General features: G+C 61.1%; 22 protein-coding genes. 6 read left to right on the forward strand and 16 right to left on the reverse strand.

Annotated elements, in window-relative coordinates; all coding sequences use genetic code 11:
- Positions 1–82 precede the first annotated feature (82 nt).
- Together recJ and GH769_RS19400 are read right to left on the reverse strand one after the other, a co-directional pair.
- On the reverse strand, positions 83–1,792 hold the full coding sequence (gene recJ / locus GH769_RS19395; RefSeq protein ID WP_014719777.1) for a single-stranded-DNA-specific exonuclease RecJ: 1,710 nt from the start codon (positions 1,790–1,792) through the stop codon (positions 83–85).
- A gap of 157 nt (positions 1,793–1,949) precedes the next feature.
- On the reverse strand, positions 1,950–2,492 hold the full coding sequence (locus GH769_RS19400; RefSeq protein ID WP_003193952.1) for a YaeQ family protein: 543 nt from the start codon (positions 2,490–2,492) through the stop codon (positions 1,950–1,952).
- 137 nt (positions 2,493–2,629) lie between these two features.
- Between GH769_RS19400 and GH769_RS19405 the strand changes: the two genes are divergently transcribed.
- Positions 2,630–3,829 carry a CaiB/BaiF CoA-transferase family protein gene (locus GH769_RS19405; RefSeq protein WP_032902712.1) on the forward strand — a complete coding sequence of 400 codons (1,200 nt, stop codon included), beginning with the start codon at positions 2,630–2,632 and terminating at the stop codon, positions 3,827–3,829.
- A 172-nt stretch (positions 3,830–4,001) separates the two neighbouring features.
- Here GH769_RS19405 and GH769_RS19410 read toward each other — a convergent pair whose 3' ends face one another.
- On the reverse strand, positions 4,002–4,286 hold the full coding sequence (locus tag GH769_RS19410) for a DUF3509 domain-containing protein (protein ID WP_020301357.1): 285 nt from the start codon (positions 4,284–4,286) through the stop codon (positions 4,002–4,004).
- A gap of 207 nt (positions 4,287–4,493) precedes the next feature.
- Here GH769_RS19410 and GH769_RS19415 point away from each other — a divergent pair, with 207 nt between their 5' ends.
- The gene (locus GH769_RS19415) at positions 4,494–5,156 is read left to right on the forward strand and encodes a response regulator transcription factor (protein WP_003193955.1); all 663 of its coding nucleotides are present in this window, start codon (positions 4,494–4,496) and stop codon (positions 5,154–5,156) included.
- On the opposite strand, the gene GH769_RS19420 is transcribed toward GH769_RS19415, so the two are convergent.
- From GH769_RS19420 to xerD, 6 genes are all read right to left on the reverse strand, one after another.
- On the reverse strand, positions 5,125–6,369 hold the full coding sequence (locus GH769_RS19420; RefSeq protein WP_014719780.1) for an EAL domain-containing protein: 1,245 nt from the start codon (positions 6,367–6,369) through the stop codon (positions 5,125–5,127). The two genes, GH769_RS19415 and GH769_RS19420, sit on opposite strands and share 32 nt — an antisense overlap.
- A gap of 273 nt (positions 6,370–6,642) precedes the next feature.
- Complete coding sequence (locus GH769_RS19425; RefSeq protein WP_032902711.1) at positions 6,643–10,215, reverse strand: transporter substrate-binding domain-containing protein; 3,573 nt, start codon at positions 10,213–10,215, stop codon at positions 6,643–6,645.
- Positions 10,216–10,479: 264 nt separating this feature from the next.
- Positions 10,480–11,889, reverse strand: coding sequence for a threonine synthase (gene thrC, locus GH769_RS19430; RefSeq protein WP_032902709.1), 1,410 nt, complete (start codon positions 11,887–11,889; stop codon positions 10,480–10,482).
- Between the two features lie 67 nt (positions 11,890–11,956).
- Positions 11,957–13,261 carry a homoserine dehydrogenase gene (locus GH769_RS19435; protein WP_005791086.1) on the reverse strand — a complete coding sequence of 435 codons (1,305 nt, stop codon included), beginning with the start codon at positions 13,259–13,261 and terminating at the stop codon, positions 11,957–11,959.
- 128 nt (positions 13,262–13,389) lie between these two features.
- Positions 13,390–14,121 carry a thioredoxin fold domain-containing protein gene (locus GH769_RS19440; RefSeq protein WP_005791088.1) on the reverse strand — a complete coding sequence of 244 codons (732 nt, stop codon included), beginning with the start codon at positions 14,119–14,121 and terminating at the stop codon, positions 13,390–13,392.
- Between the two features lie 148 nt (positions 14,122–14,269).
- Complete coding sequence (gene xerD / locus GH769_RS19445; RefSeq protein WP_014719783.1) at positions 14,270–15,166, reverse strand: site-specific tyrosine recombinase XerD; 897 nt, start codon at positions 15,164–15,166, stop codon at positions 14,270–14,272.
- A gap of 107 nt (positions 15,167–15,273) precedes the next feature.
- Between xerD and GH769_RS19450 the strand changes: the two genes are divergently transcribed.
- On the forward strand, positions 15,274–17,082 hold the full coding sequence (locus tag GH769_RS19450; protein ID WP_020301361.1) for a sodium:proton antiporter: 1,809 nt from the start codon (positions 15,274–15,276) through the stop codon (positions 17,080–17,082).
- On the opposite strand, the gene GH769_RS19455 is transcribed toward GH769_RS19450, so the two are convergent.
- The 6 genes from GH769_RS19455 to ffh all read right to left on the reverse strand — a co-directional run bounded on the left by GH769_RS19455 (position 17,083) and on the right by ffh (position 21,151).
- Positions 17,083–17,496 carry an acyl-CoA thioesterase gene (locus tag GH769_RS19455; protein ID WP_003193963.1) on the reverse strand — a complete coding sequence of 138 codons (414 nt, stop codon included), beginning with the start codon at positions 17,494–17,496 and terminating at the stop codon, positions 17,083–17,085. It abuts the gene before it with no gap.
- A gap of 82 nt (positions 17,497–17,578) precedes the next feature.
- Positions 17,579–17,929 carry a 50S ribosomal protein L19 gene (gene rplS / locus GH769_RS19460; protein WP_003175895.1) on the reverse strand — a complete coding sequence of 117 codons (351 nt, stop codon included), beginning with the start codon at positions 17,927–17,929 and terminating at the stop codon, positions 17,579–17,581.
- Positions 17,930–17,974: 45 nt separating this feature from the next.
- Positions 17,975–18,748 carry a tRNA (guanosine(37)-N1)-methyltransferase TrmD gene (gene trmD / locus GH769_RS19465; RefSeq protein WP_153475158.1) on the reverse strand — a complete coding sequence of 258 codons (774 nt, stop codon included), beginning with the start codon at positions 18,746–18,748 and terminating at the stop codon, positions 17,975–17,977.
- A complete protein-coding gene (gene rimM / locus GH769_RS19470; protein ID WP_003175898.1) occupies positions 18,730–19,266 on the reverse strand; it encodes a ribosome maturation factor RimM in 537 nt (178 codons plus the stop codon). The genes trmD and rimM overlap by 19 nt, the downstream gene beginning before the upstream one ends.
- A gap of 5 nt (positions 19,267–19,271) precedes the next feature.
- The gene (gene rpsP / locus GH769_RS19475) at positions 19,272–19,523 is read right to left on the reverse strand and encodes a 30S ribosomal protein S16 (protein WP_003175899.1); all 252 of its coding nucleotides are present in this window, start codon (positions 19,521–19,523) and stop codon (positions 19,272–19,274) included.
- Positions 19,524–19,774: 251 nt separating this feature from the next.
- Positions 19,775–21,151: a signal recognition particle protein gene (gene ffh, locus GH769_RS19480; protein WP_003193965.1), complete on the reverse strand. Its 1,377-nt coding sequence runs from the start codon at positions 21,149–21,151 to the stop codon at positions 19,775–19,777.
- Positions 21,152–21,383: 232 nt separating this feature from the next.
- On the opposite strand from ffh, the gene GH769_RS19485 reads away from it, so the two are divergent.
- From GH769_RS19485 to GH769_RS19495, 3 genes are all read left to right on the forward strand, one after another.
- The gene (locus tag GH769_RS19485) at positions 21,384–22,196 is read left to right on the forward strand and encodes an inner membrane protein YpjD (RefSeq protein WP_003193966.1); all 813 of its coding nucleotides are present in this window, start codon (positions 21,384–21,386) and stop codon (positions 22,194–22,196) included.
- 12 nt (positions 22,197–22,208) lie between these two features.
- Positions 22,209–23,447: a transporter associated domain-containing protein gene (locus GH769_RS19490; RefSeq protein WP_003193967.1), complete on the forward strand. Its 1,239-nt coding sequence runs from the start codon at positions 22,209–22,211 to the stop codon at positions 23,445–23,447.
- Between the two features lie 365 nt (positions 23,448–23,812).
- A complete protein-coding gene (locus tag GH769_RS19495) occupies positions 23,813–25,123 on the forward strand; it encodes an MFS transporter (protein WP_003193968.1) in 1,311 nt (436 codons plus the stop codon).
- A 121-nt stretch (positions 25,124–25,244) separates the two neighbouring features.
- Here the strand turns inward: GH769_RS19495 and purT are convergent, their stop codons facing one another.
- Positions 25,245–26,426 (reverse strand): formate-dependent phosphoribosylglycinamide formyltransferase, encoded by a 1,182-nt coding sequence (gene purT / locus GH769_RS19500; RefSeq protein WP_032902708.1) that lies wholly within the window; start codon positions 26,424–26,426, stop codon positions 25,245–25,247.
- Between the last annotated feature and the right edge of the window lie 20 nt (positions 26,427–26,446).

Consider the following 26,446-nt stretch of genomic DNA (forward strand, 5'->3'; position numbering starts at 1 on the left):
GGCTCAGTCACAGTAGCGTTGAATGACACTCCGTCATCGCGGGCAAGCCCGCTCCCACAGTGGTACGTGGTGTTGATGAAAACTAGCGCGGTTCGATGTGCGCAATCATCAGTTGCACCGTCTCATTGCCACGAAATTCATTCACATCCAGCTTGTAGGCCAATTCCACCCAACGCACCGTCGGGTTTGGCCACACTTCGCGGTCCACACCAAAGGCGATGCCATCGAGCTTCACCGACCCGCACTCGCTCTTGAGCACCACTTTCAAATGCCGCTCGCCCACCACCCGCTGCTCCACCAACTGGAATACCCCGTGAAACAACGGCTCGGGAAAGTGCTGCCCCCACGGGCCGGCATGGCGCAGGGCGCGGGCCAGTTCCAGGTGAAATTCTTCCACCGCCAGGGTGCCGTCTGAAAGCAGGCGGCCGGTGAGGTCTTCTTCGCGCAGTTGCCGGCGCACTTCGGCATCGAAGGCTTGCGCAAACAACGGGAAGTTGGCCTCGGGCAAGGTCAGCCCCGCCGCCATGGCGTGGCCGCCGTACTTGGTGATCAGGTTGGGGTGCTGGCTGGCGACGACCGCCAGCGCATCGCGGATATGAAAGCCTTGCACCGAGCGTCCAGAGCCCTTGAGCAGGCCATCACCGGCATCGGCGAAGGCGATGGTCGGGCGGAAATAACGCTCCTTCATGCGTGACGCGAGGATCCCGATCACCCCTTGGTGCCACTCCGGGTCAAACAGGCACAGACCGTACGGCATCGACTCCACCGGCAGGTCCTTGAGCTGGGCCAGGGCCTCGCGTTGCATGCCTTGCTCGATGGATTTACGGTCCTGGTTCATGCCGTCCAGTTGCGCGGCCATTTCCCGTGCGGCGGCGAAGTCCGTGGTAAGCAAGCATTCAATGCCCAGGCTCATGTCATCCAGGCGTCCGGCCGCGTTCAGACGCGGGCCGAGGATGAAACCCAGGTCGGTGGAGGTGATACGCGCATGATCACGCTTGGCCACTTCCAGGATCGCCTTGATCCCCGGCCGCGCCCGACCGGCCCGAATACGCTCCAGCCCCTGATGCACGAGGATGCGGTTGTTGGCGTCCAGCGGCACCACGTCAGCGACGCTGCCCAGGGCCACCAGATCAAGCAGTTCACCGATGTTCGGCTGGGGCTTGTTGTCATACCAACCCAGGCTGCGCAACCGTGCACGCAGGGCCATCAATACATAGAAGATCACGCCGACGCCGGCCAGGGCCTTGCTGGGAAATGTGCAGCCCGGCTGGTTAGGATTGACGATGGCGTCAGCGGCCGGCAGTTCATCGCCGGGCAAGTGGTGGTCGGTCACCAGCACCTGCAACCCCGCCGCTTTCGCCGCCGCCACGCCTTCGACGCTGGAGATACCGTTGTCCACGGTGATCAGCAACTGCGGCTCGCGCTCCAGCGCCACCGCGACGATTTCCGGGGTCAGGCCGTAGCCGTATTCGAAGCGGTTGGGCACCAGGTAATCGACATGGGCCGCGCCAAGCAAACGCAGGCCCAGGGTGCCCACGGTACTCGCCGTGGCGCCATCGGCGTCGAAGTCACCGACGATCAGGATGCGCTGGCGTTGCTCCAGGGCCGTCACCAGCAAGTCCACCGCCGCATCGATGCCCTTGAGCTGCTGATAGGGAATCAACCGCGCCAGGCTCTTGTCCAGCTCGGCCTCCGACTGCACCCCGCGTGCGGCGTAAAGGCGGGTCAACAGCGGCGGCAGTTCACCGAGAAAAGGCAGGACGGCGGGCAATGGGCGGGGATCGATACGCATGGGGTGACGGGAGCTTCTCTTCTAATACATCGGTTAAACACAGAGAGTGAACGCAGCAGAGATCAAGTGTGGGAGCTGGCTTGCCTGCGATGCATACGACTCGGTACATCAGACACACCGAGTGGATGCCCTCGCAGGCAAGCCAGCTCCCACCTTTTCAACCGCGCTCGCCGACCAGCCATTGCAGTTGCACTTCATGCTGGCCACGGTCATCGGTCACAAAGATCGTGCCTTCGCTGATCATCACGTCCCACTTGATCACCCGCGGCATGTCCTTGGCCAGGGTCTCCAAGACTTCCTGGGGCACGGCAGCGATGTGCACGTTTTTCAGGTTGTTGGCCACCGGCACCACCTTGCCTTCCCACACGCGCAGGCTGCCATAGGCCAGCAGGCTGGTGCGTTCGGTGCGGCGCGAACACCAGGTCAGGCGGTCGGCATCTGGCTGGCCGACTTCGATCCAGTGCAAAACCCGATCATCCAGGCTTTTTTCCCACAGGGCCGGTTCGTCTACATCCGACAGGCCACGCCCGAACGCCAACTGCTCGTTGTACCAGAGGGCGTAGGCCAGCAGGCGCACGGTCATGCGCTCTTCGGTTTCCGAAGGGTGGCGGGCGATGGTCTGTTTGACGCTCTCGTACACCGAGCGGTCGAGGTCGGTGAGGTTGAGTTCGAATTTGTAGGTCGTGGACGGCTGGGCCATGAACGGGCTTCTAAAGACAAGGAAAGGCGGCCAGTCTAACCGATGGCGAGGGCATTGAACGAATACTGCGCTGCATCCGGGCGGCTCGCCTATGTTAAAAAGCAGGACATCATCGTCCCGCGCTCGTAAGGATCCCCATGTCGCTCACTGCCAAACCACTTGCCGGCCTGAAAGTCATTGAACTGGGCACTTTGATCGCCGGCCCGTTTGCCTCACGCATTTGCGCTGAATTCGGCGCCGAGGTGATCAAGGTCGAATCCCCGGACGGCGGCGACCCGCTGCGCAAATGGCGCAAGCTGTATGAAGGCACTTCGCTGTGGTGGTTCGTACAGGCGCGCAACAAGCAGTCGCTGACCCTCAACCTCAAGCACCCGGAAGGCCTGGCGATCCTCAAGCAACTGTTGGCCGACGCCGACATCCTGATCGAAAACTTCCGCCCAGGCGTGCTGGAGAAACTCGGCCTGAGCTGGGAAACCCTGCACGCCCTCAACCCCAAGCTGGTGATGGTACGCCTCTCGGGCTTCGGCCAGACGGGGCCGATGAAGGACCAGCCGGGGTTTGGCGCGGTGGGCGAGTCCATGGGCGGCTTGCGCTATATCACCGGCTTCGAGGACCGCCCGCCGGTGCGCACCGGGATTTCCATCGGCGACTCGATTGCCGCGTTGTGGGCAGTGATCGGCGCGCTGATGGCGCTGCGTCATCGCGAAGTCAACGGCGGCTTGGGCCAGATGGTGGATGTGGCGCTGTATGAAGCCATCTTCGCCATGATGGAAAGCATGATCCCCGAGTTCGATGTGTTCGGGTTTATCCGTGAGCGCACCGGCAACATCATGCCCGGCATCACCCCGTCCTCGATCCACACCACCGCAGACGGCAAACATGTGCAGATCGGCGCCAATGGCGATGCAATCTTCAAGCGCTTCATGCGGGTGATCGGCCGTGACGATTTGGCGAACGACCCTGCACTGGCCAGCAATGACGGGCGTGACGCTCGCCGCGATGAGCTGTACGGCGTGATTGATCGCTGGGTCAATTCGCTGTCGCTCGCCCAGGTGATTGAGCATCTGAACAAAGCCGAGGTGCCCGCCAGCCGCATCTACAGCGCCGAAGACATGCTGGGCGACCCGCAATTCCTGGCCCGGGAAATGTTCCTCAAGGCGCAGTTGCCGGGCGGCAAGGACTTCAAGATGCCCGGCATCGTGCCCAAGCTCTCGGACACACCGGGCAGCTGCGAATGGGTCGGCCCGCAACTGGGTGAACACAACAGCCTGGTGCTCAATGCCTTGGGCTACGACGCGGCGGCTATCACTCGCCTGCGCGAGGATGGCGCGATCTGACAAATCCCAGGCAAAAAGAAACCCCGAGCAGTGGGGAGACAACTCGGGGTTAAACGTGGTCTACAAAAAGACCCGCACAGCAAGCGACAAACACCGGAGCACAATGCCTGCTCTTGCTGTTACAAACTCTGACTGACCACCTTGTAGGAAGGTTCCGAAGAAAAATAATGTTTCATGCCAGTGCGCCGCCACGGGTTTGGGAGGCGTTGCGCAAGGCAGCGATGACTGAAGGTTCCAGGCGCCCTTCGGCGATTTTCAGGTCGCGGAGCAGGCAATCCACCACATCCACCAGCGCGCGCTTGTCGCTCAATTGCGCACGATCGACTTCACGTTCAACCACGATGGCGCCACCGGGGTTCTTCACGGTTACCAGGCAGTCGTCGCGCATACCGGCAGAGGTCAGCGTAACCTGATAAGGGCTCAGTGCTTGGCTGAGCAATAGGTTGATACTTTCCATCTCGATCACCACTCAATCATTCGAAAAAGGTTCGAAAAACAAAAATGTCACGAAGAGGCTGACATTCAAGTGACCCGTGCTCAAAGCAGAAAGTTCTACCTTTTGTGTAATCCACTGCTTGAGGAAAACGAGCATGCACGGAAAAGATGACAGAGAAAAAACAACGGCGCACAGGCTAGAATCCCTGGATTGTCCCGGGAGCCTGCCTTGAGAGCTGCGTCTGAACCGCCCTTGCGTATCGTGATTGCCGACGATCACCCGATTTTCCTGATTGGCCTGCGCGCCGTGCTCGAGCGTGACACGCACATCAGCATCGTCGGCGAGGCCAATTCCCCCCAGGCCCTCAGTGCGTTGTTGCAACACTGTGCCTGCGATGTGGTGGTGACCGACTTCATGATGCCCGTCGAGCCCCAAGCCGACGGGTTGCGCTTGATCGAGCAACTGCGCCGGCACTATCCGCACCTGCCCATTGTGGTGGTGACCATGCTCAACAATGCCGGGTTGTTTCATTCCATCCTGGCGTTGGGCGTGATGGGCTTGCTGAGCAAGGCCAGCCTGGCCGATGAGCTGCCCCAGGCGATCCGCCAGGTTCGCCAGCAACGTACCTATGTGGCCCAGACCATCCGCCAGGCGCTGAGCCTGGCCGGGGAAGTCGGCGCTGATCGCCTGCACTCCCAGGAGCACCTGTCACCCCGGGAACTGGAGGTGATTCGCCTGTTGGCCAGTGGCATGACGGTGGGCGAGATCGCCGCGCACCTGCACCGCAGCAAGCAGACCGTCAGCGCGCAAAAAGTCAGCGCCATGCGCAAGCTGGGGCTGGTCAACGATGCCGCCCTGTTTATTTACGTGCAGGAACACGGGCTGGCCTAGCCTGGAACGCGATCCATTGCTTGAGCGTCTCGGCCTCCATCGGCCGGGCGATAAAGCAACCTTGCAGCCACGCCGCGCCCAGTTCGCCCACGGCGTGATAATCGGCGGCGGTTTCCACGCCGGTGACCACCACGGCGACATCCAGGCGCGCCGCCATGCTCATGGCGCCCGCCACCACAGCGGCCTTGCGATCATCATTGGCCATCCCACAGGCAAACGCCGGGGGAATTTTCAGCTCGGTAAAAGGCAGTTCCAGCAAATGCTGCAGGCTGGTGCCGCCCATGCCGAAGTCGCCGATGGACAACTGGCAACCCAACATGCGCAAGCGCAGCAACCCAGTGACATGGGCGCTGTCGGTTTTCAGCGTCGAGGTTTCCACCAACTCCAGGGTCAGGCTATGGGCGGGCACACCATGAAGTTGCAGCAAACCTTGCAGCACCTGGGGGAAGTGCTCGCGCTCCAGCATACGCCCGGGAATGTTCACAGCTACCGGCAGCACTCGGCCGCTTTCGCCCATCACCTGGTTCGCCAGGCCAAGCGCCTGCTCCAGCACATGCCAGGTAAACGCCTCTTCCATGCCGGCAAACTCCAGCACTGGCAGGAACTCGTCAGGCAGCAATAGCTCACCGTCCTGCAACTGCCAACGCGCCAGCGCCTCCACCCCTTGCAACACACCGGCCTGACTGACGATGGGCTGGTACCAGACCCTGCCACAGGCTGCGATAGTCGCCTGGCTGACATCCGCCGAGGGCGGCAGTTGTTCCTGCTCGCTCAAGCTCAGCAGTTGACGGACGCGCTCCCAGGACAGCACCGCTGGCCCTGGACGCAAGTGCTCCTGACAATCGCTCAATACTTGCCCGATCAGCTTGGCCGAGGCCGGCTTGGGCAAGCACGCCAAGACCTTGAGCCCCAATTGGCGAGCCATGTTCGCCACGCCTTCCAGCACGTCGGGCTCGGCGTTGCTGAGCAGGATCAACACCTGGGCCAGGCGGCGTTCGGCCAACTCACGGATCAACGCCAGGCCATCGCCCTGCTCCAGGTACAGGTCGCAGATGGCGATATCCACCGGGCCTTTGCTGTCCAGGGACTGGCGGGCAATTTCGACCGTTTCCGCGGCCCGCACATTGAACACACCGTTAGCATTGAGCATCTGGTGCAAGGCCATCAGTTGAAACGGGTTGTCTTCGAGGATCAGGACGTTCAGGGATCGCATGGGTAAGGGTGTCGGTACAGAGAAAGTCCTGCACAGTAGCCATACGCTGCGCCGTGTCCCATAGGACGTGTCCTAAAAGCTTCTTTAAATGTGGGAGGGGCAAGCCTTGTCGGTCAAGCGCAGACCTCCTGTGGGAGCTGGCTTGCCTGCGAAGGCGGTGTGTCAGTCGCTACATCTGTTACTGCACTACCGCTATCGCAGGCAAGCCAGCTCCCACATTTGATCGTCGTTGCCTTGAGCATTGCGTTCGCTTAGCTGATCGGCATTAAGGTGTCAGGCATCCAGATAAGGTTGCAGGTCGCGACGAAAAGCCTTGAGCACCTCGGACAAGCGCAACCAGGGTTCTTCAAGCTCGGCGCCGCGCTGCTCTCGGGCGCATTGCTCAAGGGCGACACAGGCCTTGGCCAGTGGCAGTGCGTCCACCAGCGAGCAAATGCCCTTGAGCCGGTGCAGCGATGCATTCAAGCGTGCCACGTCGCGCTCGGCCAGGGCACCCGCCAACACCTCGTGTTCGTGGTCCAGGCTCTTGGCCAGTTCCTGCAACATGCTTTGCAGCACCGGGCCATCGGCCTGGGTCATGGTGCGCAGGGCCTCGATATCGAACGAACGCTGGGGTGCCAGGCGTGCCAGCACTTGGGTCCAGTGTTCCAAGGTCACCGGCTTGACCAGCAGTTCATCCATACCGGCGTCCTCGCAGCGGCGTTGTTCATCTTTCATGGCGTTCGCGGTGCAACCCACCAGCGCGCTACGAGGCCGTTGCTCCTCGGCTTCGAGGCGCCGTATCGTCGCACTCAAGGCATAACCGGACATGCCGGGCATCTGACAATCGGTGACCAACACGTCAAAACGCTGCTCACGCCAGCGTTGCAACGCGGCCTCGGCCGACTCCAGGGCGACCACTTGATGACCGAGGAACTGCAACTGCTGCGCCAGCACCAGGCGGTTGGCCGCCAAATCATCCACCACCAGTATCGACAGGCTGCGCCCCGTCGGTGACAACGTCACGGTGGGCGTTGCCGGCACATCATCGGTGCTGACCCGGTCCAGGCGCAGGTCAATGCACACCACCGTCCCCTCGCCCACCACGCTATCGAGGTGAATGCTGCCGCCCATCAATTCCACCAGTTGCTTGCAGATACTCAGGCCCAGCCCGGTGCCACCGTGTTGCGCAGCGGTCAAGGCGCTCACCTGAGTAAAAGGCTTGAACACCCGCGGCTGTTGCTCGGCGCTGATGCCCGGGCCACTGTCCTTGACGCACAGGTGCAGGTATTCGGTATCGGTCTCATCCCGTTGGCAAGTCACGCTGAGGTGAACCCCGCCCCGCTCGGTAAATTTGAGCGCATTGCCCAACAGGTTGTGCATCACCTGGCGTAACCGCAGCGGGTCGAACCAGTAATAACCCTGAGCAGCCGGATCAAACGCCAGGGTCAGGTGCAGGCCCTTCTTTTGCGCTGTGGCTTCGAACAGGCTCTGAATGCCCTCGAAAAAACGCTTCAACTCGGTGGTCTGTGGCGCCAGTTGCAGGTGGCCGGCCTCGATCTTGGCCAAGTCCAGGCTGTCGCCCATCAGCGCAATCAGCTCGCGCGCCGAACGATGGGCCACCTGCAGCGCCTCGGAAACCGGCTGGCCGCTTGCCAGGCAACGCTCTTGCTCCAGTTCGAGCAAGCCAATGATGGCAGTCATGGGAGTGCGAATCTCGTGGCTCAAGGCCGAGAGAAATGCACTTTTGGCGTAGTTCGCTTCGTCGGCGGCCTGGCGTGCGTCCATCAACTGGCGCTCCAGGTCTTTGCGTTCGTTGATATCGATCCAACCGCCCAACAACCCCTGCAGGCGGCCCTGGGCGTCAAAAAAAGGCACGGTCCACTGGTAGACGTGATAACTGCCGCCGTTGAGTTCCAATTGCCGGTCGACAAACAACGGCTGCTGCGTGGCCAATTGCTCCATGTGGCCTTCGTGCAGGCGTGCCGCTGTGGCGTCGGGCACGACCTTGCTCTCCATCAGCGTCAGGCCCTGGATCAGCTCCAGCCGGGTCGCCAATTGCTGTTCATAACTTTTATTGCAGGTCACCAGGCGCCCGTCCAGGTCGCGGACGAACAGCGGGTTGGGCATGCCGTCGAGCAGTGCGCGCTTGAACGCCAACTGGTCGTTGAGCCGTTGCTCGGCCTCCAGCCGTTGGCGAATCTGGCGCTTGAGCCGGCTGTTCCACACCAGCGACACCAACACAAACAGCAGCGCCGTGGCCACCGTCCAATAGGCCCATGGCGGTACGCGTTGCCAGGCCGGCAGCGGAATCGCCACGGCACCGATCCAACGCAGGCGCAACGCACTCAGCTCAGCCACCGGCAACGCCTCCAGGGCCTTGTTCAGAATGCTCAGCAGCTCAGGTTGGTCCTTGCGCACCGACAGGCAGTTGGACGACCACTTGCCATCGACACTGCGTCCGATACGCAGACCATCTTCCGGGTAACTCTGCACTTCCACTTCAGTTTGAATGGTAGCGGCCGCCTCGCCCCGTCGTACCAGCTCACGGGCCTGGTTGTAATTGTCTACCAGGCGCAAGGTGATGTTCGGATGCGCATGGCGAATATCATTTTCCAATACATGACGTGCCGGCAGCGCCAGCACCTTGCCGTCCAACTGCTTCAAGCCCGTCAGGGGCGAGGCATCGGCACGTTCGATAAACACCCAGCCGGACCCGCCAAAACCATGACTGAAGTTGAGCAACGCACTGCGCTCCTGATTCACAGCCAGGGTCGTGTTCATCTGTGCCTGGCCGGTTTCCAGCCATTCCAGGGTTTGCGCAGTAGAACCCACCTCTTCATAGACGAACTGCAAACCGGTCATGCGCGAGATGCGATTCAACAGGTCGACATTCAGGCCAACCCACTGGCCGTCCTTGTCCCTGAAAATGTAAGGCGACATCTGCTGGGCCACCACCACGACATGGGGATGCTCACGCACCCAGGCCTGTTCCGACGCCGACAACGCAACGCGCTCACCACTGATACCGACGCCGAGCCCGGTGGTCCAGCGCGCGAGGATTTCACGCTGCACCGACTCGTCAAGGCTTGCCAGCGCGCGGTTCATCATGGCCCCCAACAACGGATCTGCCTGGCGGGTGGCGAAGGCAAAACCGATGGGCGCCAGCCGGCTCTGCTCCTTGATCTGCAACCCCAGGTAAGGCCGCAGCGATTTATAGGCGCGCACAATCACTTCGTTGCCGATAAACGCATCGACGTCACCTTGCTTCAAGGCTTCGAGGCCGCTGTAGAGGTTGGGGGCGAGCATGATGTGGCTGTCGGGATACGCCGCGTGCACCTTCTGCACGTTGGCGTAGCCGTCGAGCAACACCAGCTTCTTGCCGGCCAGATCGTCGCCTTGGGTATCGTCGCGACGCAGCACCACCACCGAGCGGTCGGGCATGTAGTCCGGGGTGAATTGCAGGCCAGGTACGTCACGCTCGTAACCATTGGCACTGGTGAGAATGTCGATGGTGCCGTTGCGCAGCGCTTCGACCGCCTGGGCGCGCTCGGAGAAGCCCAGCACTTGCATGGGCACACCCAGCCGCGCGCCAACCAGGCTCAAATAATCGGCGCTGATGCCCTGGTAGCGATTGCGGTCGCGGGTGATATCGATCGGCTGGTAGTCATCTATCGAGATACCCACTTTGAGTGTCCGATGCGCCGCCAACCACTGCTGCTCCGTTGGCGCCAGCGGCATAGGTTCAAGCGGGATAAACGCCGGGACCAGTTTGAACGGCAGGCTGACGGCGGCCAGGCTCATGGGCACCTGGATGAGCCACAACAGGCACACCAGCTTCAACGTCCATTGGATCAACACCTGCACCGGTTGGGTTTCCTTGATTGGGCGACTGGGCAAGTATGGCTCGCCAGAATGAAAAAGCCCGTCACGAGGACGGGCTTGGCCGACTGCAAAAAGCTGAATGCATACCTGTAGCAGCCTGATATCCGCCTTATGGTCAGCGGGTGAGTTAGCTGAATGTGGGAGCCGGGCTTGCCCGCGATGCAGACGCCTGGGTATTCAGTCGTACCGAGGCGCCTGCATCGCAGGCAAGCCAGCTCCCACACAAACCCGCTACCCCATTCTTGATTAGAGCGGTTTGCCCCGATTGCCATGCTGGCTGACAAACGCCTGCACTGTCTTCAGGTCATTGGCCAATACGGTGCAGCGCTCTTCGCGCTCGAACAGGTCGGTCAAATGCTCCGGCAACTCCAGGGCCTTGCCAATGCCGGCTTTCTCGACCGCTTCCGGGAACTTGACCGGGTGCGCGGTACCGAGGATCACCATTGGAATATCCAGGCTGCGGCGGCATTCGCGGGCGGCTTTCACGCCGATAGCCGTGTGCGGGTCGAGCACTTCGCCGGTTTGGGCATAGACCTGCGCGATGGTTTCGCAGGTCTGCGCATCGTCCACGGCCAGGGAATCGAACAGCTTGCGGGTTTCGGTCCAGCGCTCTTGCTCGACGCTGAAACCGCCACCTTGCTTGAAGCTGTTCATCAACTCGGCCAGGGCTGCGCCGTTGCGACCGTGCATGTCGAACAGCAAGCGTTCGAAGTTCGACGAGACCATGATGTCCATGGACGGCGACAGCGTGGCGTGCAGGGTTTCCTTCACATACTGGTTGCCGCTCATGAAGCGATGCAGGATGTCGTTGCGGTTGGTGGCGACGATCAACTGGTTGATCGGCAGGCCCATGTTGCGTGCCAGGTAACCGGCGAAGATGTCGCCGAAGTTGCCGGTCGGCACCGAGAACGACACCGAACGCGCCGGGCCGCCCAACTGCAGCGATGCATGGAAGTAGTAGACGATCTGGGCCATGATCCGCGCCCAGTTGATCGAGTTCACCGCCACCAGACGCGTGCCCTTGAGGAAGCTCTGGTCAGCGAAGCTGTTCTTGACCATTTCCTGGCAGTCGTCGAAGTTGCCTTCGATGGCGATGTTGTGAATGTTCTCACCGAAGATGGTGGTCATCTGCCGACGTTGCACCTCCGACACGCGCTTGTGCGGGTGCAGGATGAAGATATCGACGTTTTCGCAGTGCTTGCACCCTTCGATGGCCGCCGAGCCGGTGTCGCCGGAGGTGGCGCCGATGATTACCACGCGCTCGCCGCGCTTTTCCAGCACGTAGTCGAGCAGGCGACCGAGCAGTTGCAGGGCGAAGTCCTTGAACGCCAGGGTCGGGCCGTGGAACAGCTCCAGTACCCACTCGTTGCCGTTCAACTGGCGCAGAGGTGCGATGGCGCTATGGGCAAACACGCCGTACGTCTCTTCCAGGATCTTTTTAAAATCCGCATCCGGAATGCTGCCGGTGACGAACGGGCGCATCACTCGGAAAGCCAGCTCGTGATACGGCAGGCCGGCCCAGGAGGCGATTTCTTCCTGGGTGAAGCGCGGCAGGTTTTCCGGCACATACAGGCCGCCGTCGGTGGCAAGGCCTGCCAGCAGAACGTCTTCGAAATTCAGGGCCGGTGCCTGGCCGCGGGTGCTGATGTAACGCATGACTGGCTCCTCTAAAACATTCTCGAACAGGGGCCGCCGAATGGACGGGGCCCCTGGAACAAATCGGTTAGTTCAAGTGTTCGACGCGAATCCGCACCACCGGGCCGACCACGCCTTGCAAGGCTTCCAGGGCATGGATGGCATCGTTGATGTGCTGTTCGAGCACGCGGTGGGTCAGCAGGATCATCGGCACCTGGCCGTTTTGTTCCTCGACTTCCTTCTGCATGATCGACTCGATGTTGATACCGCGCTCCGACAGGATGCTGGCCACCTGGGCCAGCACGCCTGGATGGTCCTGGGCCTGGATGCGCAGGTAGTAGGCACTTTCGCAGGCTTCGATCGGCAGGATCGGGTGGGCCGACAGCGAGTCCGGCTGGAAGGCCAGGTGCGGCACACGGTTTTCCGGGTCGCTGGTCATGGCGCGAACCACGTCCACCAGGTCGGCGATCACTGACGAAGCGGTCGGCTCCATGCCGGCACCGGCGCCGTAGAACAGGGTGGAACCGGCGGCGTCACCGTTGACCATCACCGCGTTCATCACGCCATTGACGTTGGCGATCAGGCGGTCGGCCGGGATCAGCGTCGGGTGCACCCGCAATTCGATACCGGCCGGGGTGCTGCGCGCTACGCCCAGGTGCTTGATGCGGTAGCCCAGGGCTTCGGCGTAGTTCACGTCGGCGGTGGTCAGCTTGGTGATGCCTTCGGTGTAGGCCTTGTCGAATTGCAGCGGGATACCAAAAGCGATGGACGCCAGGATGGTCAGCTTGTGGGCCGCGTCGATGCCTTCCACGTCGAAGGTCGGGTCGGCTTCGGCGTAACCCAGGGCCTGGGCTTCGGCCAGCACGTCTTCGAAGGTACGGCCCTTCTCGCGCATTTCGGTGAGGATGAAGTTACCGGTGCCGTTGATGATGCCGGCCACCCAGTTGATGCGGTTGGCGGACAGGCCTTCACGGATCGCCTTGATCACCGGGATACCACCGGCCACCGCGGCTTCGAACGCCACGATCACGCCTTTCTCGCGGGCCTTGGCGAAGATCTCGTTGCCGTGCACGGCGATCAGCGCCTTGTTGGCGGTGACCACGTGCTTGCCGTGCTCAATGGCCTTGAGCACCAACTCGCGGGCCACGGTGTAGCCGCCAACCAGTTCGATGACGATATCGATCTCAGGGTTGGTGGCCACGGCGAACACATCGTTGGTAATCGCAATACCGGTCGTTTCGAACTGAGGCTTTGGCGAACGCGTGGCAATCTGCGCCACTTCAATCCCGCGACCTGCGCGGCGGGAAATTTCTTCAGCGTTACGCTGAAGTACGTTGAAGGTACCGCCACCGACGGTCCCTAACCCACAGATGCCTACTTTGACCGGTTTCACTGAAGAACTCCCCATGAAACGGCCGACGCTAGGTCGGCCGTGAAAACAGCCGCACAACTGCGGCTCTCAATTAATGACTCGCCGACGGTTCGGCGGGCCATGATCGTCAAAGGCTCAACGATAAATGCTTACTTGGCACCCAGTGCCAGTTTGGCAACTTGCGGCGCCGGCTGGTAGCCCGGAATCACCTGGCCGTCGGCCAAAACGATGGCCGGTGTACCGTTCACACCAATGGACTGGCCCAGGGCGAACTGCTTGGAAACCGGGTTGGCGCATTTGGCCGATTTGATTTCCTTGCCGTCGACCATCTTGTCCATGGCCGCCTTTTTGTCGGCCGAACACCATACGGCTTGCAACTGCTCGTCACCCGGCGAACCCAGGCCCTGGCGCGGGAACGCGACGTAGCGCACTTCCACGCCCAGCTTGTTCAGTGCCGGGATTTCAGCGTGCAGCTTGTGGCAGTACGGGCAGGTGGTGTCGGTGAACACGGTGATGTGGGTCTTGGTCTCGCCGATGGCCGGGTACACCACGGTTTCAGCCACCGGGATACCGTTGATCAGCTTGGACACACCCAGGCGCTCGGCCTTCTCGGTCAGGTTGACCGGCTTGCCGTCCTTGAGCTGGAACAGGTAGCCCTGGACGATGTACTGGCCATCGGCACTGGCGTACAGCACACGGCTGCCCTTGAGCTTGACTTCATACAGGCCGGCCATGGGGCTGGCGCTGATGCTTTCGATCGGGGTATCGAGCGCCAGGTTGGCCAGGCTCTTGCGAATGGTCTGCTCGGCCGCATCATCGGCGACCGCAAAGGTGGAAACCAACGCAATGGCTGCGGCGGCAATAATCTGGGTCAAGCGCATGGGAACTCCTGAAGGCAGAGGCAGGGACGGGAGCAGAATACTGATCTGGACCACAATGGATGCCGTCCCCTTTGCGAACCGGCAAAGCCTACCACAGTTGGGCGGGAGGGCAGACCGCGACAGGTAAAATGGGCCATTTCTGACGGTTTTATCCGCGCGGGTGATGCTTGGCGTGCATATCCTGCAAACGTGCGCGCGCCACATGGGTGTAGATCTGGGTTGTGGATAAGTCGCTGTGGCCGAGCAGCATCTGTACCACGCGCAAATCCGCGCCGTGGTTGAGCAAGTGGGTGGCGAAGGCATGGCGCAAGGTGTGGGGTGACAGCGCCTTGCCGATCCCGGCCACTTTGGCCTGGTGCTTGATGCGGTGCCAGAAGGTCTGGCGGGTCATCTGCTCGCCGCGCTGGCTGGGGAACAGCACGTCGCTGGGGCGCCCACCGAGCAGTTCGTGGCGCGCATCGCGCATGTAGCGCTCGACCCACACAATCGCCTCCTCGCCCATGGGCACCAGCCGCTCCTTGCTGCCCTTGCCCATCACGCGCAACACGCCCTGGCGCAGGTTGACCTGCTCCAGCGTCAGGCTGATCAGTTCGGTGACGCGCAAGCCGCAGGCATACAGCACCTCAAGCATGGCGCGGTCGCGCTGGCCGATGGCCTCGCTCAGGTCCGGGGCCGCGAGCAAGGCATCGACGTCGGCTTCCGACAAGGATTTGGGCAACGGCCTGCCGAGTTGCGGCATGTCGATTTGCAGGGTCGGGTCGACGGCAATGAGTTTTTCCCGCAGCAGGTAGCGATAAAAGCCACGCACGCCGGAGAGGAATCGCGCAGTGGAGCGCGGTTTGTAGTTCTGCTCCAGGCGCCAGGCCAGGTGATCGAGGATCAGCTCGCGCCCGGCATTTTTCAGCTCAAGTTTTTTCTCCTGCAGCCAGCCGTTAAACAGCGCCAGGTCACTGCGGTAGGCCTGGCGTGTGTTGTCCGACAGGCCTTTTTCCAACCAGAGGGCGTCGAGGAAGCGGTCGATCAGGGGATGGTCAATGGCAGGCATGGGCACTCAAGCAACGCAGCACAAGGCAATACGCGAATTATTTAGTGAACTGTGGCAAGAGCCATTAGTCTTTCATAGCCCGCTAATTCAAGGAACAGGAAGCTTTAATGAACGAACAACAGATTTTGTTGGCTTTTGGCGGCATTGGCGTGGCCGCACTCGGCTGCCAGTGGCTGGCCTGGCGCCTGAAACTGCCAGCGATTCTGTTTCTTCTGCTGAGCGGGATTCTGGCAGGGCCGATACTCGGATGGCTCGACCCGCAGGAAATGTTCGGCCCTCTGTTGATGCCATTGGTGTCATTGGCAGTGGCGCTGATCCTGTTTGAAGGCAGCCTGACCCTGCACCTGTCGGAGTGGAAGGAAATCGGCAGCGTGGTGCATCGCTTGGTCACGGTTGGCGCCCTGTCAACCTGGGCAGTGATCACCCTGGCCACCCACTGGCTGCTGGGTTTTGACTGGATGCTGGCGCTGCTGTTCGGCACGCTGACTCTGGTGACCGGGCCAACCGTGATCGTGCCCATGCTGCGCGTGGTACGCCCCAAAGCCTCCATCGCCAATATCCTGCGCTGGGAAGGCATCGTCATCGACCCGATTGGCGCGCTGCTGGCGGTAGTGGTGTATAGCTTCATCATCGCCAGCGCATCGGGCGATGGTTTGAGCCACAGCCTGCTGACCTTCGGCGGCGTCATCCTCTGCGGCAGCCTGTTCGGCATCGCCGGTGGCTGGGTACTGGGGCAGATCATGCGCCGCCAGTGGTTGCCGGAATACCTGCATAACCTGGCGACACTGGCGGGCGTGCTGGGTATCTTCATCGCTTCCAACCAGGTGATGCATGAGTCCGGCCTGCTGGCGGTCACGCTGATGGGCATGTGGATGGCGAACATGAAAGGCGTGGATGTACGGCACATCCTGCACTTCAAGGAAAACCTCAGCGTGTTGCTGATTTCCGGGCTGTTTATCCTGCTGGCGGCACGCCTGGACCTGAACGCCATGATCGCCCTGGGGCCGTTCGTGTTGATCCTGCTGTTGATCATCCAATTCATTGCACGCCCGTTGAACGTGGCGCTTTCGACCTTTGGCTCGGGGTTGAACTGGCGCGAGCGCGCACTGCTGGCCTGGATCGCCCCACGGGGCATTGTGGCGGCGGCGGTGTCAGCGATCTTTGCGATCCGCCTGGATGAGGCTGGCCACGAAGGCGCGTTGTTGCTGGTGCCGCTGACCTTCGCGGTGATCATCGGCACCGTGGTGCTGCAAAGCGCCACGGCACGCCCCTTGGCCCGCCTGCTCAAAGTCGCTGAGCCGGCGCCTAGCGGCTTTTTGATCGTGGGTGCGAACGGCCCGGCGCGAGCACTCGGCAAGGCGTTGCAGCAATTGGGCAGCCGCGTGTTGCTAACGGATTCCAGCTGGGAAAACATCCGCGCCAGTCGTATGGAAGGCTTGCCTACGTACTTCGGCAACCCGGCCTCCCAGCATGCCGAATCCCATCTGGACCTGGTCGGCCTGGGGCACCTGCTCGCCCTCTCGCCTTCTGGCGAACTGAATGCCTTGGCCACCATGCGTTTTCGCCATGACTTCGGCCATCGCCTGTTCGCCCTGGCCAGCAGCCAGGAAAACCGTCGCACCGACAAGCACAAGGCCAGCCATGAACACCGTGGCCATTTGCTGGGCAGCCAACCTTTGAGCTACACCAAACTGGCCAGCCTGTTGGGCCAGGGCGCCGAACTGTATAGCACCAACCTCACCGACGGCTTTGGCTGGGAGCAGTACCAGGCGTTGCACGGCGAGCGCGCCACCTTGCTGTTTGCCAGGGACACCAGCGGCTGGGTGCACGTGGTCTCGCCCGAGAGCAATTTGAAGCCCGTAGCGGGCTGGACCTTGCTGGCGGTCATTCAACCGCAGGCCAGCACCGCCGAGTAATCAGTCAACAAAGCCAGGCAGTACTGGGACAGGGCGTTTATCTGCGTCAATCGCGACAAAGCTGAATACGCCCTGGATCGCCTTTTCACGGCCATCAGCGCTCATGCTCTCGACGAACACTTCAACCTCGACCTTGAGGCTGGTGTTGCCGACCTTGATCACCCGACCGATCAGCTCAACGATAGAGCCAGCCGGGATCGCATGGTTGAAGTCGATACGGTCGGTGGAGACCGTCACCAAAGGTAAGCGACAGAAACGCGTGGCGGTGATGAACGACACTTCGTCCATCCAGGCCAGGGCAGTGCCGCCGAACAGGGTGTTGTGATGGTTGGTGGTGGGCGGGAACACGGCCTTGGTCACGTGGGTGACGGACAGGTCGGTGCGGCGCTGGATTTCTTCGAGGCGGGTGGTCATGGGTCAATACCGGCAGATAGGCAAATTTCAGGCACAAAAAAGCAGCCCGTAGGCTGCTTTTTTCTGCATCGGGAAGCTGGACTTAAGCCAGTTTTTCCTTGATGCGAGCTGCTTTACCGGACAGGTCACGCAGGTAGTACAGCTTGGCTTTACGTACGTCACCGCGACGCTTGACGGCCATGCTGTCGATTTGCGGGCTGTAGGTCTGGAAAGTACGCTCTACGCCAACACCGTTGGAGATTTTACGAACAGTGAAAGCACTGTTCACACCACGGTTACGCTTGGCGATTACCACGCCTTCGAACGCTTGCAGACGCGAACGGTCGCCTTCCTTCACTTTCACCTGAACGACAATGGTGTCGCCCGGGGCAAAGGTAGGGATCTCTTTGGTCATCTGCTCTGCTTCGAGTGCAAGGATGATTTTGTTAGTCATGCTGTGCTCCTAAGGTAAGTCAATGGACCTACCATCGATACGTTGTTAACTATCGTCCCGCGCGAGGATGTATTCCTCGAGCAGCTTCTTCTCTTCTCCAGAAAGCGAGCGGCTTTCCAGAAGATCGGCGCGTCGTTCATAGGTCCGACCAAGGGACTGCTGTAAACGCCAACGCCGGATGTGTGCGTGATTGCCACTTAGCAATACGTCGGGAACACGCTGATCCACATACACCTCCGGACGGGTGTAGTGCGGGCAATCCAGCAAACCATCCGTGAAGGAATCTTCCTCCGCGGAGTCCGCATGCCCTAAAGCTCCGGGCAGCAGTCGTGTAACCGCATCTATCAGGACCATCGCCGGCAGCTCGCCGCCAGACAGGACATAGTCCCCAATCGACCACTCTTCATCGACATGAGCTTCAATAAAACGCTCGTCAATGCCTTCATAGCGACCGGCAATCAGGATCAAACTTTCCTCATTCGCCAGTTCGCGTACCGCCGCCTGTTTCAGCTGACGGCCTTGAGGGGACAGGTAAATTACCTTCGCCTTCTCCCCGGCGGCTGCCTTGGCCTGAACCAACGCATCTTCCAGGGGCTTGATCTTCATCACCATGCCCGGGCCACCGCCAAATGGGCGATCGTCCACAGTGTGATGTCGATCCGTCGTGTAGTCTCGCGGGTTCCAACAGGTGAGCTGCAACAGCCCCTGTTTCACCGCCCGACTGGTGATGCCGTACTCGCTGATGGCGGAAAACATCTCGGGAAACAAACTGATCACTTCAATGCGCAAATTAGCCACGCTTAGAAGTCCGCGTCCCATTCCACCTTCATCTCGCCCGCTGCCAGGTCGACGGCCAACACGCATTGCTCGGTATAGGGCAACAGGCGTTCACGGTCATCCAGGCTGCCAGCGCAAGGCTTGACCACCATTACATCATTGGCGCCGGTTTCCAGAAGATGATCGATTTTCCCCAGCAATTGCCCGAGTTGATCAATAACCTTCAGACCTTCGAGCTGGTACCAGTAGTACTCGCCGTCGGTCAATTCAGGGAACAGGTTGCGCGGCACGCAGATCTCATAACCGGCCAGAAGACGAGCTTCTTCACGATCATCAAGACCCTTGAGCTTTGCGACCAGGAACTTGTCGCTCCCGCGTCCACTGACCAGCTCAACCTGCTTCACACTCCCTTCGCGCTTGAGCGTCCAGGTTTTGTACTGCAACAGGTTTTCAGTCGGATCAGTAAAGGAATACACCTTCACTTCGCCGCGAACGCCATGAACAGAGTAAATCTTGCCGATAACGATCAAATCATCAGCAACAGCTGGCGTCGCGTTCATATTGCTCAGGCTGCGGCCTTAGCCGAGTCCTTCAACAGTTTTGCAACGCGCTCGGATGGCTGTGCGCCAACGCTCAGCCAGTAGGCTACGCGCTCTTGGTTCACGGACAGACGAACTTCTTGACCACGAGCAACAGGGTTGAAGAAACCAACCTGTTCCTTGTGCGAACCGTCACGCGGGTTGCGGCTGTCGGTTACGGTCAAGTGGTAAAACGGGCGCTTTTTGGAGCCGCCAAGGGCAAGACGGATTGTTAGCATGTGAACATCGTTCCTGTAGTCGGTGCTGCAAATCTAAATGCACAGCGGGCATAGGTGCCCGAAAGGCCGCATATTCTAAGGAATATCCGGACTTTTGCAAATGTCTTTTTCTGGCGCCTATCAGCGTGCCATTCAGATCTGCTATAGAGCCGTCGGTTAAAACGGCGAGTCAGCGCCCGCCAACGGCGGGTTTGCTGGAGATCCCACATCCCTGTGGGGCGGAGCGCAAGCAAGGCTTGCGCTCGAATACTTTACATTTTAGGCATGCCGCCGCCGGGCAACATACCGCCCATGCCGCGCATCATCTTGGCCATACCGCCCTTGGCGGAGAATTTCTTCATCATCTTCTGCATCTGCTTGTGCTGCTTGATCAAGCGACCGATGTCCTGCACCTGGGTGCCGGAACCCATGGCGATCCGGCGCTTGCGCGAACCGCTGATCAGCTCAGGGTCGCGGCGTTCGGCCGGGGTCATGGAGTTGATGATGGCTTCCATCTGCTTGAACTGTTTCTCTGCCGCGCCCTGGGCGTTGCCCATTTGCGCCAGGTTCACACCGCCGATGTTGGGCAGCTTGTCCATCAGGCCGCCGAGGCCGCCCATGTTCTTCATCTGTTGCAGCTGGTCGCGGAAGTCTTCGAGATCGAAGCCCTTGCCCTTCTTCAGCTTCTTGGCCAGTTTGTCGGCCTTGTCCTTGTCGAGCGTGGCTTCGGCCTGCTCGATCAGGCTGAGCACATCACCCATGCCGAGGATGCGCGAGGCGATACGCTCAGGGTGGAACGGCTCGAGCGCTTCGCTCTTCTCGCCCATACCGATGAACTTGATCGGCTTGCCAGTAATGGCACGTACCGACAGCGCGGCACCGCCACGGGCGTCGCCGTCGACCTTGGTGAGGATCACGCCGGTCAGCGGGAGTGCGTCACCAAAGGCCTTGGCGGTATTGGCCGCATCCTGGCCGGTCATGGCGTCGACCACGAACAGGGTCTCGACCGGGTTGATCGCGGCATGCAGCGCCTTGATCTCGCCCATCATCTCTTCGTCGATGTGCAGGCGACCGGCGGTATCGACGATGACCACGTCGATGAACTTGAGCTTGGCTTCTTTAATAGCCGCGTTGGCAATGTCGACCGGCTTCTGGCTGAGGTCGGACGGGAAGAAGGTCACGCCCACTTCGCCCGCGAGCATTTCCAACTGCTTGATGGCCGCCGGACGGTACACGTCGGCCGATACCACCATCACGGATTTCTTCTTGCGCTCTTTAAGGAAGCGCGCCAGTTTGCCGGCGGTGGTGGTTTTACCCGCACCTTGCAGACCCGCCATCAGCACGACGGCTGGCGGCACGGCGCTGAGGTTCAGGTCTTCGTTGGCCGCGCCCATCAGGCTTTCGAGCTCGGCCTGGACGATCTTCACAAAGGCCTGGCCCGGGGTCAGGCTGCGGGACACTTCGGTGCCGACCGCACGTTCCTTGACCGAGTTGACGAAGTCCTTCACCACCGGCAAAGCCACGTCGGCTTCCAGCAACGCCATGCGCACTTCACGCAGGGTGTCTTTAATATTGTCCTCGGTCAGCTTGGCCTTGCCGGTAACGTGGCGCAGCGTCTGCGAGAGACGGTCAGTCAAGTTTTCAAACATGCGCGATCCTTTCAGGCCCTACTCATCGAAATGCAGGTAGACCGAGGTAATGGCGGCCCAGGCTGGGGGAAATCGCTATTAAAAACAGCGTTCGCCGAGCCTGCGGCGTGGGCAGGTCGCGGATTATAGCGAAGACTGCGCCCATGCACACCCGCTGTCTGGCCCGGGAGTCTTTCGTGCAACGCAGGTGTGTGCCAAACTCAACGCCTTTCGGGCTTGCCTACCAGGATTTATGCTCCCCTTGTCACCCAGTTTGCTACCCAGCCTCGCCGCCGCCATTTTGTATGCCGCTGCGACCCTCTATCAGGGCACTCGTCTGGCCCAAGGCGCCAAAGCGGACAAACGTCTGCTCGTCGGCCTTGGCGTGCTGGCCCTGCTAGCCCATGCCGCCAGCCTGTTCACCCACCTGATGACCCCGGTCGGCCTGGGCCTGGACTTTTTCAGCGCCGCCAGCCTGATCGCCGCGGCCGTCATCGCGCTGACGCTGCTGGCCTGCTACCGGATTCCGGTGGAGAACCTGCTGGTGCTGCTATTCCCCCTGGGAATGCTCACGGTGCTGCTGGCGCAATTCACCCCCACCGGCACCGTACAGGTGATCGACGAGGAGCCGGGCATCCTCGCCCACATCCTGCTGTCCATCCTCGCCTACGGCATGTTCACCATCGCGGTGTTCCAGGCCCTGCTCCTGCTGCTGCAGGATCACCAGCTCAAGCACAAGCACCCGTCGGGGCTGATCAAGAACTTCCCGCCCCTGCAAACCATGGAAAGCCTGCTGTTCGGGTTCCTGTGGGCCGGCTGGACCCTGCTGTCACTGTCGCTGATCTCCGGCTGGCTGTTCGTCGAGAACCTGTTTGCCCAGCACCTGGTCCATAAAACCTTGCTGGCGTGCCTGGCGTGGGTCGTGTTCAGCGTGCTGCTGTGGGGGCGCAACCGCCTCGGCTGGCGCGGGCACAAGGCCATCCGCTGGACCCTGGCCGGTTTCTGCCTGTTGATGCTGGCCTATTTCGGCAGCAAGCTGGTTCGCGAATACATCCTGCATATCTGACGGGCAGTGATCATGGACAACTTGCCCTTAGGGCCGATGCTCGCCGTAATTGCCCTGCTGATCTTGTGGGCGGCGCTGTTTACTGCCATAGAAGCTGCGCAACAACACCTGCTGGCCCTGCGCCCTGGCACCCGCCAGGGCGACAAGGCGGCCGCCCGCCTGAGCTTCCCGCGCCATAGCCTGATCCTGTGCAACAGCCTGTGTCGCGCCGCCGTGGTGATTCTTTGCACCCTGCTGGCAATCTATGCCTGGGCAGAAAACGGGCCCTGGCTAGGCTGGCTGATTTCCTGCGCAGCGCTGCTGGTGCTGGCCGACTACCTGCCCCGCGCCCTGGCCACCCGTCACCCTCAGGCAGTGCTGGGCTTTGGCAATACATTGCTGGGCGTGCCGCTGAAAATCCTCTACCCCCTGGCCTGGCTGCTCAATGGCATCAGCCTGCTGTTATTGCGCCCGTTTGCACGCAAATCCGGCGTGGCGAAAAACAGCGACGAGCCCCTGCCCGACCATGATGACAACCCAGAGCCCGATACCGACGCCGACCGCACTCCCGGCCTGCCCGGTATCCATGCCCTGGACAACATCACGGTCAACGACATCCTGGTGCCGCGCAGTGAAGTGGACGGCATCAACCTCGATGAGCCAATAGAAAACATCATCGAACAGTTGCGCACCTCGCCGCGCACACGCCTGCCGGTGTTCCACAGCGACATCAACCAGGTGCAGGCCGTGCTCAACACCCGGCAGGTCCAACACCTGCTGCCTGACGCCAGCCTGACCAAAGAGGCCCTGCTCGCCGCCTGCCACGAGCCTTACTTCGTGCCGGAAAGCACGCCGTTGCAGCTGCAACTGCTGAACTTCCACAAACAACAGCGGCGCCTGGGCATGGTGGTGGACGAGTACGGTGAAGTGCTGGGCATCGTCACCCTGGAAGATATTCTGGAAGAGATCGTCGGCGAATTCGAAAGCGATCAGGCGGTGGATAACCCGCATATCGAAGCCCAGCCCGATGGCCGCTACATCATCGACGGCGCCGCTTCGATCCGCGAACTGAACAAAAGCCTGGGCTGGCACCTGCCCAGCGACGGTCCCAAGACCCTCAACGGCCTGGTGACCGAAGCGCTGGAAACCATCCCCGATTGCGCGGTGTGCCTGAAAGTCGGCCGCTATCGCCTGGAAATTCTCGAGACCGAGGACAACCGGGTGAGCAAAGTATTGATCTGGCATACCAGCCACGTGCCAGTGGCCGCCTGACCTCAGCAGGCTCAACCCGGTCAATGTGGGAGCTGGCTTGCCTGCGATGCAGGCGACTCGGTCCTTCAGTTGAACCGAGGTGATGCTATCGCAGGCAAGCCAGCTCCCACATTGATCCAGTTCCAGGCCATAGATCCTCACCAGCCCCTTGTTGGATCCTTAGCCCCCTTCCTATAATCCCTGCGGCTTACCCAAGCCCCGCCCGACCGCGTGCTACCCGCACTCAGCGTGTCCTGGCACCGCCTTACCATGTCCGACCGGCGTTTGCTCCCATCCCGAGCCGCTCCGCGCATAGCCCTGATCCATGGGTGTTCGACCAATAATAATCCGCGTCCAAACGCGCAATAACCGTCAGGGATAACGTTATGAGCACCACCTACCAAGAGGCCGCGAGCGCCGCACCTGCCAACTCGACCGCCCGCGTCGCCACCGCGAGCATCGTCGGCACCGCCATTGAGTTCTACGATTTCTACATCTACGCCACGGCTGCCGCTCTGGTGATCGGCCCGGTGTTTTTCCCACAGACCTCTGGCACCGCACAGATGCTGGCGTCGTTTCTGACCTTCGGCATCGCCTTTATCGCCCGGCCACTGGGGTCGGCGTTATTCGGTCACTTCGGCGACCGCATCGGCCGTAAATCAACCCTTGTGGCTTCGCTGCTGCTGATGGGGGTGTGCACCACCTTGATCGGCTTGTTGCCGGGCTACGACAGCATCGGCGCCTGGGCCCCGATTCTCTTGTGTGTTCTGCGCTTCGGCCAAGGCCTCGGCCTGGGTGGAGAATGGGGCGGCGCGGCCTTGCTGGCGACCGAGAATGCCCCCAAGGGCAAGCGCGCCTGGTTCGGCATGTTTCCCCAACTGGGCCCGTCGATAGGCTTCCTGGCGGCCAACGGTTTGTTCCTGATTTTGGCCATGAGCCTGAATGACGAGCAATTTCGCAGCTGGGGCTGGCGCATTCCGTTCATCCTCAGCGCCGCGCTGGTGATGGTGGGCCTGTATGCGCGCCTCAAACTGCATGAGACGCCGGTGTTCGCCAATGCAGTGGCCAAGGAAAAACCCGTGAAAGTGCCGCTGGTGGAACTGTTCAGCCAGCATTGGCTGCCGGTACTGCTGGGCGCCGCGTCGATGGTGGTGTGCTATGCGCTGTTCTACATCACCACGGCGTTTTCGTTGAGCTACGGCGTTTCCACCTTGGGCTACAGCCGTGAAACCTTCCTCGGCCTGCTGTGCTTTGCGGTGCTGTTCATGGGGCTGGCAACGCCATTGGCCGCCTTGGCCAGTGATCGCTACGGGCGCAAGCCGGTGCTGATTGTCGGCGCGGTCCTGGCAATTCTGTCGGGCTTTACCATGGAGCCGCTGCTGACCCATGGCTCGACCTGGGCCGTGGCGCTGTTTCTGGCGTTGGAGCTGTTTTTGATGGGCGTGACCTTCGCACCGATGGGCGCCCTGCTGCCGGAATTGTTCCCGACCCGCGTGCGTTATACCGGTGCATCGGCAGCGTATAACCTGGGTGGGATCGTGGGGGCCTCGGCGGCGCCGTTCTTCGCGACCAAGCTGGTGGCGATGGGTGGTTTGAGTTATGTCGGGGGATATGTATCGGCAGCAGCGTTGCTGAGTTTGATTGCAGTGCTGTGCCTGAAAGAGACGCGGGATAATGATTTGAACAAGGTCGCCTGACCCCATGCTCGTTCCCACGCTCTGCGTGGGAATGCAGTTAGGGACGCTTTGCGTCCCCAAGCGCGACGCAGAGCGTCACAAGAGGCATTCCCACGCAAAGCGTGGGAACGAGCGTGGAGGCTTAGAGCTCTACAACAACAGCCTTGGAAGCACGGGTCGCCTTGGCACGAGCCGCTTCAATCGACTCGTCCCGCGCCAGTGCCACGCCCATACGGCGCTGACCATTCACTTCAGGTTTGCCAAACAGACGCAACGCTGTATCCGGCTCGCTCAGCGCGGCGCCGAGGTTGGCGAATGCGGTCTGGGTGGACTGCCCTTCCACCAGGATCACCGCAGACGCCGAAGGCCCGAACTGACGGATCAACGGGATCGGCAGGCCGAGGATGGCGCGCGCGTGCAAGGCAAACTGCGACAGGTCCTGAGAAATCAGGGTCACCAGGCCAGTGTCATGGGGGCGCGGCGACACTTCGCTGAACCACACCTGATCGCCTTTGATGAACAACTCCACACCAAACAGACCACGACCGCCCAAGGCTTCGGTCACGGCTTTGGCTACGCGCTCTGACTCTGCCAGGGCAATCGGGCTCATGGCCTGCGGCTGCCAGGACTCCTGATAGTCGCCCTTCTCCTGGCGATGCCCTACCGGCGCGCAGAAGGTGGTACCGCCGATGTGGCGCACGGTCAGCAGGGTGATTTCGTAGTCGAAGTCGATAAAACCTTCGATGATCACCCGGCCCTTGCCGGCACGCCCGCCCTCTTGGGCGTAGTCCCAGGCTTTCTGCACGTCATCAGTGCTGCGCAACAGGCTCTGGCCCTTGCCCGACGAACTCATCACCGGCTTGACCACGCACGGGAAGCCCAGGTCCTGGACAGCCTTACTGTAGGCTTCGAAGGTGTCGGCGAAGTGGTATGGCGAGGTCGGCAGGTCCAGTTCTTCGGCGGCCAGGCGACGGATGCCTTCACGGTTCATGGTCAACGACGTGGCGCGGGCGGTCGGAATGACGGTAAAGCCTTCGGCCTCCAGTTCCACCAGGGTCGCGGTGGCGATGGCTTCGATTTCCGGCACGATAAAGTGCGGTTTCTCCGCCTCGATCACCGCACGCAATGCGGCCCCGTCAAGCATGTTGATCACATGGCTACGGTGCGCCACCTGCATGGCCGGCGCGTTGGCGTAGCGATCCACGGCAATCACTTCAACGCCCAGGCGTTGCAGTTCGATTACCACTTCCTTGCCCAGCTCACCGCAGCCACACAGCAAAACGCGGGTCGCGGTTGGCGACAATGGAGTTCCGATTCGGGTCATCTCAGGTCCTCAGGGGAGCG

Source organism: Pseudomonas sp. CFSAN084952 (genome assembly GCF_009648855.1).
Taxonomy (GTDB): domain Bacteria; phylum Pseudomonadota; class Gammaproteobacteria; order Pseudomonadales; family Pseudomonadaceae; genus Aquipseudomonas; species Aquipseudomonas paracarnis.